This is a genomic window from Staphylococcus sp. CoH_129_LAB_1 (assembly GCF_058191515.1).
Genome location: NZ_JBXWKZ010000009.1, coordinates 51,238 through 64,423, shown reverse-complemented (window position 1 = coordinate 64,423; position 13,186 = coordinate 51,238). Strand labels below are relative to the sequence as shown.

The 13,186-nt window shown below is 31.2% G+C and carries 11 protein-coding genes; 5 read left to right on the top strand and 6 right to left on the bottom strand.

All coding sequences use genetic code 11. The features are described from left to right. Window positions 1–124: 124 nt before the first annotated feature. Window positions 125–1,459 carry an NCS2 family permease gene (locus AC2FB1_RS04515; protein WP_490674101.1) on the bottom strand — a complete coding sequence of 445 codons (1,335 nt, stop codon included), beginning with the start codon at window positions 1,457–1,459 and terminating at the stop codon, window positions 125–127. 112 nt (window positions 1,460–1,571) lie between these two features. After that, window positions 1,572–3,707, bottom strand: coding sequence for a DNA topoisomerase III (locus AC2FB1_RS04510; protein ID WP_490674100.1), 2,136 nt, complete (start codon window positions 3,705–3,707; stop codon window positions 1,572–1,574). 285 nt (window positions 3,708–3,992) lie between these two features. Between AC2FB1_RS04510 and AC2FB1_RS04505 the strand changes: the two genes are divergently transcribed. Both AC2FB1_RS04505 and AC2FB1_RS04500 read left to right on the top strand, forming a co-directional pair. Further along, window positions 3,993–4,856 carry a GRP family sugar transporter gene (locus tag AC2FB1_RS04505; RefSeq protein WP_490674099.1) on the top strand — a complete coding sequence of 288 codons (864 nt, stop codon included), beginning with the start codon at window positions 3,993–3,995 and terminating at the stop codon, window positions 4,854–4,856. A 21-nt stretch (window positions 4,857–4,877) separates the two neighbouring features. Continuing rightward, a complete protein-coding gene (locus AC2FB1_RS04500; protein ID WP_490674098.1) occupies window positions 4,878–5,669 on the top strand; it encodes a glucose 1-dehydrogenase in 792 nt (263 codons plus the stop codon). 69 nt (window positions 5,670–5,738) lie between these two features. On the opposite strand, the gene AC2FB1_RS04495 is transcribed toward AC2FB1_RS04500, so the two are convergent. Then, window positions 5,739–6,647 carry an AEC family transporter gene (locus AC2FB1_RS04495; RefSeq protein WP_490674097.1) on the bottom strand — a complete coding sequence of 303 codons (909 nt, stop codon included), beginning with the start codon at window positions 6,645–6,647 and terminating at the stop codon, window positions 5,739–5,741. Window positions 6,648–6,779: 132 nt separating this feature from the next. On the opposite strand from AC2FB1_RS04495, the gene AC2FB1_RS04490 reads away from it, so the two are divergent. Beyond that, window positions 6,780–6,947 (top strand): SE1832 family protein, encoded by a 168-nt coding sequence (locus AC2FB1_RS04490; protein ID WP_490674096.1) that lies wholly within the window; start codon window positions 6,780–6,782, stop codon window positions 6,945–6,947. Between the two features lie 72 nt (window positions 6,948–7,019). Then, complete coding sequence (mspA, locus tag AC2FB1_RS04485) at window positions 7,020–7,337, top strand: membrane stabilizing protein MspA (protein WP_490674095.1); 318 nt, start codon at window positions 7,020–7,022, stop codon at window positions 7,335–7,337. Window positions 7,338–7,401: 64 nt separating this feature from the next. On the opposite strand, the gene AC2FB1_RS04480 is transcribed toward mspA, so the two are convergent. Next, complete coding sequence (locus AC2FB1_RS04480; RefSeq protein ID WP_490674094.1) at window positions 7,402–10,575, bottom strand: efflux RND transporter permease subunit; 3,174 nt, start codon at window positions 10,573–10,575, stop codon at window positions 7,402–7,404. A 106-nt stretch (window positions 10,576–10,681) separates the two neighbouring features. Beyond that, entirely contained in the window at window positions 10,682–11,944 is a 1,263-nt protein-coding gene (locus tag AC2FB1_RS04475; protein ID WP_490674093.1) for a lipid II:glycine glycyltransferase FemX, read from the bottom strand. Window positions 11,945–12,066: 122 nt separating this feature from the next. Between AC2FB1_RS04475 and AC2FB1_RS04470 the strand changes: the two genes are divergently transcribed. Then, window positions 12,067–12,366, top strand: coding sequence for a hypothetical protein (locus AC2FB1_RS04470; RefSeq protein ID WP_490674092.1), 300 nt, complete (start codon window positions 12,067–12,069; stop codon window positions 12,364–12,366). Here the strand turns inward: AC2FB1_RS04470 and AC2FB1_RS04465 are convergent. Continuing rightward, on the bottom strand, window positions 12,359–13,129 hold the full coding sequence (locus tag AC2FB1_RS04465; RefSeq protein WP_490674091.1) for a VOC family protein: 771 nt from the start codon (window positions 13,127–13,129) through the stop codon (window positions 12,359–12,361). The genes AC2FB1_RS04470 and AC2FB1_RS04465 overlap by 8 nt on opposite strands. Window positions 13,130–13,186 lie beyond the last annotated feature (57 nt).

The window sequence follows — 13,186 nt, the reverse complement described above, 5'->3', positions numbered from 1 at the left end:
TTCAAAAAATTAAAATTGAACGGTTTAGTTAAGTAATGCTTATTTTATTTGTAAATGCTTGACTAATCGTAGGAAAGAGAGTGGGACAAAATTCATTTTGAATTCTATCCCACTCTCTTTTTGTCTAACCATGTACAAACACAAAATATAAAATAAATAATATCATTAATCCATACATGATTGGGTGGACTTCTTTATGCTTTTTAGTAATTAACATTGTAATTGGATAGAAGATAAATCCACATGCAATACCTGTAGCAATTGAATATGACAAAGGCATCATAATTATTGTAATAAATGCTGGTACTGCTACTTCAAATTTTTTCCAATTAATTTCAGCAAAATTTGCCGCCATTAAAATACCAACTACAACTAATGCTGGTGTTGTTACTGCGCTTGTAACGACTTCAATTAGCGGACTAAAGAATAATGCTAATAAGAAACAAAAACCAGTTATGATACTTGCAAAACCTGTACGTGCTCCTACTGCAACACCAGAAGTAGATTCAATATAAGATGTTGTTGTCGTTGTACCAAAAATGGCACCTACAATTGTAGCAAGTGAATCTGCGAATAATGCTCTTCCAGCTCTTGGTAATTTATTGTCTTTCATTATACCTGCTTGAGTTGCTACTGCTACTAAAGTACCTGCAGTATCAAAGAAATCAATAAAGAAGAACGTTAAGATAACAATGAGAAATTGGATTGTCAATAATTGTCCTGGATCTTTAAATGCTTCAAAAGCAGCTCCAAATGTAGGTGTGATACTTGGAATTTCACCTACAATACCTGATGGCGTATGAATTTGACCAGTAATCATTCCTACGATAGCAGTAACAATCATACCAATAAAGATTGAACCTGGAATCTTTATAGCATAAAGGATGATTGTTATAGCAATACCAAATATAGCTAAAAGCACTGATGGTTTAGTTAAATGACCTAATGTTACAAGAGTTGAATCATTTTTCACAATAATACCTGCACTTTGTAAGCCTACAAATGTAATAAATAGCCCTATACCAGCTGAGACTGCCATTTTCATTTCATATGGTATTGCATTTATAATAATTTCTCTCAATCCAGTTGCTGTTAATATTGCAAAGAATATACCTGAAAATAGCACACCTGTTAAACCAATTTGCCAAGGTATTCCCATTGTTAAAACAACTGTAAATGCAAAGAACGCATTTAAACCCATACCAGGGGCAAGCGCTATTGGATATCTTGCAATAAGTCCCATGAATAAAGATCCTACGAAAGCTGCTAATGCTGTCGCTACGAAAATAGCACCTTGATCCATCTTCATATCACCAGATATGCCTTTAACACCTGCTAAACTTAAGACTTGCGGATTTACGGCTAATATATAAGCCATTGATAAGAAAGTTGTGATACCACCGATGATTTCTTTTTTGTAGTTAGTACCATACTCGTCGAATTGGAAGTATCTTTTCACAGCTTTAATCTCCTTTTTTTAAAATACTTTAATAGTTTAATATTAATTACTTAAAAAAACAATACTAAAAACGAACTTTTATCCATTTTTTTTAATATAAGTTCGATTTTAGTTAAAGTTTTAAGTTTTTTAATGCATCTTTAAAAGGATTATTATCCAATTCATCATGACTATTCATATATTTTTTCATATCTTTCTTAGAGACTTTCCCATTGTTTTTATTTTTCAATCGCTGATCCATTTGTGCTTGTGTTTCAGTATGTCCACATACACATCGGTAGACCGCTTCTTTTCCTTTTCCAAACAATGTCATTTTCTTTTTACAGTTAGGACAACGTGCATTTGTTTTACGTTGGATATTTTTTTTAGTATGACATGTAGGATCTTGACACACTAGCATTTGGCCATTTTTAGTTTTTACTTTTATCATAAATTTACCGCAAGTAGGACATTCAGTAGAAGTTAAATTATCATGTTTATACTTTTGGTCACTATGCTTGATTTGTCCAACAATTTCTTTAGTAAAATCTTTCATTTCATTAATAAATTGTTTGGCATTATATTTACCTTTTTCAATAGAAAGTAATTTTTCTTCCCATTCTGCAGTCATTAAAGGAGACGTCAGTGCTTTAGGAGAAAGTTCTAATATTTGTTTTCCTTTAGACGTCACTTTCAATTTCCCGTCTTTTGATTCTATTGCATTAAGATTGAATAGTTTTTCAATAATATCTGCACGTGTAGCTACTGTTCCAATTCCTCCAGTTTTGTGAAGTGTATTAGCATATTTTTTGTCCTTCAGTTGAATATAATTTTGTGGGTTTTCCATTGCCTTAAGTAAACTACCTTCATTGAAATATTCAGGTGGTGTTGTTTCATGTTCATTTACTTTAACTTGATGTATATGATAAGTTTCGCCTTTGCTAAAAGTGATATCTTTATTAGAAGTATTGTCATTACTATTAAGTGCTTTAAATCCTAATTGTCGTGTAACATTTTTTGCATATTTAAATTGATACTCTCCTACTTTTAAAATAACCTGTGTCGCTGCATAAAGATATGGATTCATTAATGTTTCTAGAAATCGTTGTGCAACCATTAAATATATCTTTGTTTCTCTGTTAGTTAACGTATCAAGATTAGGCCTAATTTCAGTTGGGATAATTGCATGATGGTCTGAGACTTTTTGATTATTAAAAACATGCATCTTAGCAGTAAATGATTTAGTCATTAGTTGGCGAGCATGTGATTTATAATCAGTCGCTAATAAGGCTTTTAGACGTTCTTGGATAGTATCTGTCATATCATTAGACAGGTAATTAGAATCTGTTCTTGGATACGTTAATAATTTATGACGTTCATAAAGACTCTGTAACGTATTTAAAGTTTCTTTTGGTCCCATTTTATATCGTTGGTAAGCTTCTTGTTGTATATCAGTTAAATTATATAAAGGTCTAGCATATGTTTTTTTTTGCTTAATTGAGACATCTTCAATCCGGCCTGATTGTCCTTCTATTTTTTCAGATAACTTTTGTATTTCTTCTTTATTAGTAAATCGTTTATTAGTTTGAATATCAAATGTAGCGTCATTTACATTTAAAGAAAGTGTGTAATACTTTTGAGGTTTAAAATAATTAATTTCTTGTTGTCTATGATAAACCAGTTGAATGGTTGGCGTTTGTACTCTTCCTAATGAAAGTTGAGCGTCATATTTAGTTGTCAACGCTCTAGTAGCATTAATACCAACTATCCAGTCTGCCTCACTTCGGGCGAGAGCTGCTTGATACAGATGATTATATTCACGTCCATCTTTTAAATGTTTAAAGCCTTGTTGTATTGCTTTTTTAGTTACAGAACTAATCCATAAACGTTTAATTGGCTTTTTATTTTTCACTTTATCTAAGATGAGACGTGCTACTAGCTCTCCTTCACGCCCAGCATCTGTAGCAATAATAATGTCTTTCACATCTTTATTTAATATTAAAGATTTTACAATTTTAAATTGTTTACTTGTCTTACCTATAATCACAGTATGCATTTTCTTAGGTAATATGGGTAAATCTTCTAATTTCCATTCTTTATATGTTTTGTCATAATGTTCTGGTTGAGCATTTGTTACTAGATGACCTAAAGCCCATGTCACTATATAGCGCTGATTTGCAATATATCCATTACGTTTTTCTTTAATGTTTAGTGCTTCTGCAATGTCTCTCGCTACTGAGGGTTTTTCCGCTAGAATTAATGATTTCATTCAAATTTCCTTTCACATTCTTACATTTTATTTTCATACGTTTAATATTGTAACATGTATAGCAATAGTATTACTTTCCATCTCATCTTATTAATTTAAAGTAAACCCCTATATTTAAATTAAGCTTACTAAAATACTTGGGCTATACATTTTTATCATATTAGTTTTTTATATTTTATGAAAAAATGAGCAATTGCATTTTATATCATTCACAAATAATATAAAATATTCATCAAGTGTTATGGAAAGGAAAGCACTTATTTTTGAAAAGGAGAGTGAGTATAAATGCAGATTATTAACATATTAATCGCCTTATTACCTGCATTATTTTGGGGGAGTATCGTATTAATCAATGTATTTGTAGGAGGAGGTCCATACAATCAAATTAGAGGTACAACGTTAGGTACATTGATTATTGGTCTAATCTTACTTCTTACAGGTCATGCACAATTTGATAACCCTACTGTCATCATTGTAGGATTAATTTCTGGTGCAATGTGGGCATTCGGTCAAGGAACTCAATTACAATCTGTTAACCTTATCGGTGTATCTAAAACAATGCCTATTTCTACTGGTTTACAATTAGTAGGTACAACTTTATTTAGCGTTATCTTTTTAGGTGAATGGAGTACTGGATTACAAGTTACTTTAGGTCTTATTGCAATGGTTTTATTAGTAACAGGAATTGCCCTTACATCACTAAAAGGAAAAAATGCGCGTTCTACAAAAGATCCTAACTTTAGTAAAGCAATGGTTATTCTAGTGGTAGGTACATTAGGTTATGTAGGTTATGTAGTAATCGGTAATATATTTGGTGTAAATGGTACTGATGCCTTATTCTTCCAATCAATTGGTATGGCTATTGGTGGTTTCTTACTTTCAATGAGACATGAAACAAATATTAAATCTACCACACTTAATATTATTCCAGGGATTGTTTGGGGAATAGGTAACTTATTTATGTTCTATTCTCAACCTAAAGTTGGTGTAGCAACAAGTTTCTCATTATCACAATTATTAGTTATAGTTTCTACTCTTGGCGGTATATTCTTATTAGGTGAGAAAAAAGATCGACGCCAAATGATTGGGATTTGGTCAGGTATTGCATTGATTATCATCGCAGCAATTATATTAGGAAACTTAAAATAGGTATATTGAGGAGGTCATACAATGTTTTCTGAATTAGAAAATAAAGTTGTTGTTATTACTGGCTCTGGCAGTGGCATAGGAAAAGCAATGGCAGAAGTTTTTGGTAAAGAAAAAGCGAAAGTAGTCTTAAATTATAGATCAGAACGTCATATGGAAGAACTTGATGCTCTTCAAGAAACAATCAAAAAAGCTGGCGGTGACTCAATTACGGTGCAAGCCGATGTTTCAGTCGAAGAAGATGTGAAACGACTAGTAGAAACTGCTGTTAAAGAATTTGGAACAATTGATATCATGATTAATAATGCTGGTTTTGAAAAAGCCACTCCAAGTCATGAAATGTCTGTGGCTGAATGGCAAAAAGTCCTTGATATTAACTTAACAGGTGCATTTATTGGTTCACGTGAAGCGGTAAAACAATTTTTAAAAGAAGATAAGAAAGGTATTATTATTAATACTTCAAGCGTGCATGATACAATTCCTTGGCCAAATTACGTTAACTATGCTGCAAGTAAAGGCGGTCTTAAGTTAATGATGGAAACAATGTCAATGGAATATGCCCAACATGGTATTCGTATTAATAATATCTCTCCAGGTGCCGTTGTGACTGAGCATACAAAAGAAAAATTCTCTGATCCAAAAACACGTGCTGAAACATTAGAAATGATTCCAGCTAGAGAAATTGGTGATGCAAAAGATGTAGCAAACGGTGCATTATTCTTAGCCTCTGATTTAGCTAGTTATGTTCATGGAACAACACTATATGTTGATGGTGGCATGATGAACTATCCTGCATTTATGGGCGGAAAAGGATAGTCACACTGTATAATAAAAAAGCAAGCGATAATTAAAAATCGCTTGCTTTTTTCATGTATAAATATAATTTTATACAAAGATAGCTTGATAAATATATATAATAATAATACTTATTACAATAGAAATATTAGTAACCATGCCAACTAACGGCAATGTTTTATATTTAAATTGAATTGAATATGGAATAATTGCTACACCTACAGGAAGTAACCATGCAATTAATAATGTTGTTTTAATCATATCGTCTGATGTTGGTAAGAAAAAGTGCACTAATAAACCAGCAATAAACCCGAGTCCATAATGAAGAATTAAATACTTCACTGCAATAGGTAAAAATTGCTTTTCAATTCTAAAGCTCAACATAATTCCTAACAAAATCATTGATAGTGGCATGTTCGCTTTAGAAATAATTGTAAAAAAGTCAATTGACGCTTTTGGTAAGTGTATATTAGCCATATTAAGTATAAACATCACAATATAAGTAACGAGTGGTACTGAAGAAATTAACTTTTTTCCTAAAAATTTGAAATTAAATTGATCGCTACCTTCACTATAGTAACTACCTACAAAGTAAGTTACTCCAAACATAATAATTGCCCCACCGATATCAGCCATACCAAAATAAATCATACCATTTTTAGGCCAAATTGTTTCTACAAGTGGATAAGCAAATAAACCAATGTTTAATGACGCTGTCATCATACCTACTGAACCTTTGATATGATTATCATATTTTCTAAATAATGCAATCATGATTACTTTTGCTAATACGCCATAGATGATCATCATAATTGGTAAAATAGAAAATGATAAATCTAGATTCGCACTATTTAAATTGACAATAACTAAAGAAGGTAATGTGACATTCAATACAAGCGTAGACAATACTTGACTATCTGCGGATTTAATAAAATTAATACGTTTAAGCAAGTAACCTAATGCAATTAACAAAATAATGATTACAAATTGCTCAGTCACAATTCATCCCTTCTTCCCTGATATTCCATTACAACTAATTACTCTAACACAATTAACTGTATTTTTAGAAGTTACTTGTTTCATGCTATAATCATTACTAATCATATTAATAAATAAGGAGTTCGACTAGACATGGATTTAGAATCACAATTAGCTGAGCTTAAATACGATTATATTCGTTTACAAAACGATTTAGAGAAAAGAGAATCACTAAATCAACAGATTGATCCTTTAGTAAAACAATTAGAAGAAATTGAAAAAGAAATTTCAGACATACGTTCAAAATTACGTCAGAAATAATTATTCAATATATCTAGGCATTAAAGCTCATGAATGCTATGATATTAGTCGTAATAGAAAGGATGTCATCAAGTGAAAATATACTTAATTTTATTACCCATACTGTATCTCATTGTAAGTTATATCAGTATATTTAAAATGAAATCAATGTTCGTACGTATTTTACGTATTATTATGGGCATATTATTACTATTTGTAGTAGCTATTACTACCATTCAATTTCCTAGTGAAAATTGGTGGGTATTTGTTGTATTGCTTCTTCTTGTAGGAAATATAGAAGTTACAGCCTTTAAAGCACTTAAAAACGACCATAAAGGTATTTCAATTTTAAATATTATATCTATAATTATTTTTATAATATATATTATTTTAACTTTCACTATGTATTAATAAAAAAGCAATTGAACGTATTTGTTTACGTCTCAATTGCTTTTTTGACTTATTTTAAATATTTTTATTTACGTGTGATTTTGTTTTTTAAAGTAAAGAGTATTTCATAAATAACAGGAACTACGATTAACGTTAGTAGTGTGGATGATACTAATCCACCTATAACTGTTGCAGCCATTCCTTTAGAAATTAGAATTGAACTATTTTGACCAAATAATAATGGTAATAATGCACCAATTGTTGCAACCGCAGTCATCAAAATAGGTCTAATCCGAGTTCCCCCCGCTTCAATTAAAGCTTCTTTCATCGACATACCCTGATGTTCATTTGAAATCACTCTATCAATTAATACAATTGCATTTGTAACGACAATACCAATTAACATCAACATACCAATCAAACTTGGTACTGAAATGGTTTCTCTCGTAATCAATAATGCCAATACTATACCAATTGCTGTAAATGGTAAGGAGAATAAAATTGTAAACGGCGCTAAACCGCCTTTGAAAGTGATTACCAACACAAGATATACAATAACAATAGCAATAAGCATTGCAAAAGCGAGTTGATTCATTGCTGTATTAATATCATCTGTTGCACCACCAACATTAAATTTAACATTATTAGGTTTATTAATTTTATTGATTTCACGCATCACTTTACCAGAAGTGCCACCTACATCAGAAGCGGTAATTTTACCTGAAATCGTTGTAGTATAATCGCCGTCTTCTTGTACAAGTTTACTCGGTGTTATCGTTTTGTTTAGACGTGCAATATCTTTTAATTTAATAGTTTCTCCACTTGGTGCATGTAAATCGATGTTTTCTAATTTATTTTGAGACCAATCAGTTTGTTTATTCTGTTTTACTTTTACATCTATATTATTGCCATTTTCTTTAACCGTTGTAATTGTTTTTTCTGGTAAGTTTTCATTTAAATTCAATGCTAATTGTGCAGCCGAAATACCTTTATCCGTAGCTTTATTTTGATCTACTTTAATTTCATATTGATCATAGGTTTGTGATAAATCTGAATTGACATCTGCTACACCTTTAATGGATTTCATTTTATTTTCAACTTTAGTTACTGTACTTCTAATTGCATCAGTAGAAGGTCCTTTTACAGTTACTTCTACTGAATTGTTCCCAGCTCCTGTACCTAAGTCTTGGTTTTTCCATTCACCTGGATCTTTCATTTTAGAAAGATGTGTAATAACTTTATCTGGTTCCTCATCAAAATGAGGTGTATCCGAATCATATTCCACCATAATAGCCATGCTATTTGTACTTCCCGTTGGGTCTGCTGGAGAAGGCCCACCTACAGAAAATTGAACTGTTTTGACTTTATCTTTACTTTGAAGATATTTTTGAGCTTTTTCAGCATGCTTAAGTACTGCTTCTTCAGTTTCCCCCGGTTTAGGTGTATAAGTTAACGCTAAGAATTTATCCTCACCTGTAGAAATATAACTTGTTCCTAATTTAGCTGCACCAAGTCCTATGCTTGCAATTAATATAATAACGCTAAGAATAAGAACAATCCATTTATGATTAAGCGACCAACCAAGTATTCGTTTATACCCCTTACTAATACCGCCTAATTTATTTTTTTCATTAACGTTACTTTTTAATTTAATTCCATTTTTAAAGAACGTAGAAGCAAGAGCTGGCACGACAGTAATAGAAACAAGGAGCGAAGCCAGTAGACTGAATGTAATCGCTAACGCAAATGGTCGAAACATCTCACCTACTGAACCAGAAACAAAAGCCAGCGGTAAGAAAACTATAATTGTAACAATCGTAGAAGATAAAATTGGTTTAAATACTTCTCTAGTTGCACTAATAACTAAATTGTTTCCTTTTAATTGTTCAGCTGGATCTGATAACCGACGATAAATGTTTTCGACAACAACGATAGAATCATCTATGACACGACCAATTGCAATAGTCAACGCCCCTAAAGTCAAAATATTAAGTGATACATTACTTAATTTTAGTGCAATAAGTGCAATCAAAATAGATAACGGAATTGAAACGATAGATATTGCTGTTGTCTTAATATTTCTTAAGAATAATAAAATAACAATAATTGCGACAATTGTACCTAAGGCCGCTTTTTCAACCATCGTATATAATGAATCTTCAATTGGTTTAGCTGTATCCATTGTTTTAGTGGCTTTCATATCACTATTATTCTTAACAAATTCATCTATTTTCTTTTGTGTTGCTCTAGCAACTTGAACTGTATTTGCATCTTGTGCTTTCATCACTTGTACGTTGACTGCATCTTTACCATTCGTTTTTGAAATAGAATCTCGTTCATCGCCCACAGTGATTTTAGCTAAATCTTTAAGTGGCACGCTTGGCATTTGACCATTTGTTCCTTTTAAAGAGCTATTCGCTTGCGATTGACTTGAACTAGATGATTGACTGCCCTCTTGGCCAGTACTGCTAATACTATTATCGTTAGAATCACTTGATTGTCCTTGACCTGCTATAGAAAGAGGAATCTTTAAATCTTTTAATGCACTGACTGATTTAAATTGACCATCCACAACGAGAGATTTTTCATTATTTCCAAATTGAAATAAACCGAGTGGTGTTTCTCTAGTCGCTGTCTTAATGTAATTTTCAACATCATCCGCAGATAACCTTACTTTATCTAATTCTTTTTGTTTAAATTTTAAAGTAACTTGACGTGTAGTTTGTCCATTCAATTGTGCGCTTTGAACACCATCAACAGTTTGAAGTTTAGGTATTAATTGTTCATTAATTTCCTTTGTAGTAGTTCTTAAGTCATTACTTTTATTTGTAAATGAGTAAGCTACGATAGGAAAGGCATCGATAGAATTACGTATTAATTCTGGTTCACTTACTCCATCTTTAAAATCGATTTTATCTATTTCCTTTTTCAGTACTTCTTCAGCTTTATCCATGTCAGTTCCATTGTTATATTCAACTTTCACGATTGAAGCATTAGGTATTGATTGTGTTTCTACTCTTTTTACGTAAGCAAGTGATCTCACTTGTTTATCAATTTTCGAGCTAATTTCATCTTGTGTCGTTTGAGGTGTAGCCCCTGGCATTGTCGTTTGGACAGAAATAATTGGATTTTCAACATCAGGTAATAGTTCTAATTTAAGTTTAGCGCTTGAATATATGCCACCTATAATGACTAAAAGAATCATTAAGAAAATAGCAAACTTATTACCTAATGAAAACTGAAGCATTTTTTTTATCATTTAGTCACTTCTCCTATAATAAGTTATTAATATTGGTAAAAAAATCTGAACGTTTCTTTATAGAATCGTTCAGATTAAATACTGTATATACAATACTGTAAATTAATTATTTACGTTTTAATTTGCGAGAGAGTTTAATTTTGGCTTTTGTAAGTCTTGGTTTAACTTGTTCGATTAATTGATATAACGGTTGATTTAAGACATAATCAAACTCACCAATTTTTTCACTTAAATAAGTGCCCCATACACGTTTAAAAGCCCATAATCCATAGTGTTCAGAATCTTTTGATGGATTATTATCTGTACCACCAAAGTCATACGTTGTTGCACCACGATCTCTTGCGTATTTCATCATTTCATATTGCATATGATGGTTCGGTAAGAAATCACGATAATCATTTGAAGAAGCGCCATATAAGTAATATGATTTTTTACCTGCAAACATAAGTAATGCGCCTGATAAATATACGCCTTCTGGATGTTTTTGATTCAATCTTTCTAAATCTTCTTTTAATTCAGTTGTCTTAGAAATCTTATTTTTTATATCATTTAATTTATTGGCTGTTTTTTTAACATTTGGACGTGCTTCTAACTTCTCTTCTAATTTAGCTTTTTCTGCTTTTTGAGATTCAAGATCTTTATTAGTTTCATCAAGCACTTGTTGTGGCTCTAATTTCACTAAGAATAATTCGGCATCACCATCTCCATGTAATGAGTCGTAAATATTCTCAAAATAGCTAATATCACGTGTTAAAAAGCCATCACGTTCACCCGTAATTTTCATTAATTTAGCAAATGTTTTAAGGCCCTCACGATTTGAGCGTTCAACTTTAGTACCTCGTTTAAGCGCTAATCTAACTTTAGAACGGTTACGGCGTTCATAGCTTTGAATAATTTCATCATCGGTTTTATCAATAGGCGTAATCATTGTCATACGAGGTTGGATATAGTCTTTTGATAATCCCTCTTTAAATCCTTTATGTTTAAATCCAAGCATCCTTAAATTTCTAAGTGCTTCTGTACCATGCTCTACTTCAACATCTGGATCAATCTTAATTGCATATGCTTTTTCTTCTTTAGCAATTTTCTTGGTTTCATTTAAAAGTGCTCTCAGTACATCTCTATCATTGTAATCGGCTACGAACCCGCGTGATACATAGCATAATGTAAATGGTAATTTCGGTATTTTTTTAAATAACAACTGTCCTACACCTTTAATTTCACCATTTTCACCTACTGCCACACGTTTTGAATACCATCCAGTTAAGCGCTTTGTCTCTGCCCAATTTGTCAGTTGCAATAAATCACCATTCGGATGAGTTTTTACAAATTCGTCATGTTCCTGATTTGTGATATTCATCTTTTCCATGCTATATAAAACTCCTTTATCTTTGCATTAATTATTATTATACATTGTAGATTTGAGAGTGTCGACAAACTCATAACAGAAGTTGAATTTTCTTCCAAAAGCTATTCTTTTTGTTATACTAAATGAATAAAAAAATACTACTATTCTTCGTTAAAGAGGTTTTTAAGTTGAGAAATATTATTTTATTTATATTTATTGTATGCAATGCTATTGCAATTATTTATACAACAAGTCATCCTTTAACTATAGATTATTTCAGTTTGAGAGTAATGTTTGTTGCTTTATCACTTGTACTTACTATTTTATTCATACTATTAAAAACAACTCGTGTTTCTTTAATACTAAGTTTAATCTCTCTAACACTAGTTTTTATTCATATTGCCTTTATCGCTCATAGTACTTACACTTATTTATTTAATTAGTAAATTCATTGGGTTCGAAACGATACTTGGCTCCTTTAATAATTAATGAATAAGGAGTCGTAGTTTCGTTATCTTTAAAAACAATAGTATTGTATCCAGAGTGAGTCTCATCTTGAATTCGATAAACGATAGTATCCCCCTCTAATTTTAAATCAGTATATTTTTCATTGTCTTCTATAACTTCCATATTAAACCAACTTTGCCACTTAGCTAATGTTTTAGAACGTTTAGAACTATCTATAATAATTTTATCAATCTTAAATTGTTTTTGAAAAAATGAATCTAAATTTTGCATATAATCTACTTCATTTTTATTCCACTCAATAAAAAAAGGAGGCTTTACCATGTAGTCTGGATCAGCAATATAAAGTAACTTCCATTTTATCTTTTCCCCCTTCTTATCTTCCCTTTCCATATTTATAGGGCCAATCGTATCTATATTACGTTCATTTAATATTTGTCGTACATTCTCAATATTTTCAGTTCTGAACGCCATTGTTTTGAATCCTTGCTTAAAATCATCGTGAACGACTTTAGTGGCAAAAGCTACTCTCCCTTCTTCAGTTTTAGCTTCCTTCTTTAACTTTTCAACATCTTCAACACCTAAAAGTTCGATGTAATTTCCATTTATATAAGATAGACGATTGAAAGTACCATATTGGTGATGCTTACCTCCAGAATGAATTTTTAATAACTCACCTGGATATTTAAAACCTTTTAATTGATCGATGTAATGAATCATATGATCAAATTTCAACTTCATTTATCAATATCCCCTTTATAAATTCAAGCTTAATTGTATTTTAACAAATTTTACTAT

Excerpts from the sequence above, each read along its gene's own strand:
- AC2FB1_RS04510 (WP_490674100.1), bottom strand. The coding sequence starts at position 3,707 with ATGAAATCATTAATTCTAGCGGAAAAACCCTCAGTAGCGAGAGACATT.
- AC2FB1_RS04505 (WP_490674099.1), top strand. The coding sequence starts at position 3,993 with ATGCAGATTATTAACATATTAATCGCCTTATTACCTGCATTATTTTGG.
- AC2FB1_RS04500 (WP_490674098.1), top strand. The coding sequence starts at position 4,878 with ATGTTTTCTGAATTAGAAAATAAAGTTGTTGTTATTACTGGCTCTGGC.
- AC2FB1_RS04490 (WP_490674096.1), top strand. The coding sequence starts at position 6,780 with ATGGATTTAGAATCACAATTAGCTGAGCTTAAATACGATTATATTCGT.
- AC2FB1_RS04480 (WP_490674094.1), bottom strand. The coding sequence starts at position 10,575 with ATGATAAAAAAAATGCTTCAGTTTTCATTAGGTAATAAGTTTGCTATT.
- AC2FB1_RS04475 (WP_490674093.1), bottom strand. The coding sequence starts at position 11,944 with ATGGAAAAGATGAATATCACAAATCAGGAACATGACGAATTTGTAAAA.
- AC2FB1_RS04470 (WP_490674092.1), top strand. The coding sequence starts at position 12,067 with ATGAATAAAAAAATACTACTATTCTTCGTTAAAGAGGTTTTTAAGTTG.
- AC2FB1_RS04465 (WP_490674091.1), bottom strand. The coding sequence starts at position 13,129 with ATGAAGTTGAAATTTGATCATATGATTCATTACATCGATCAATTAAAA.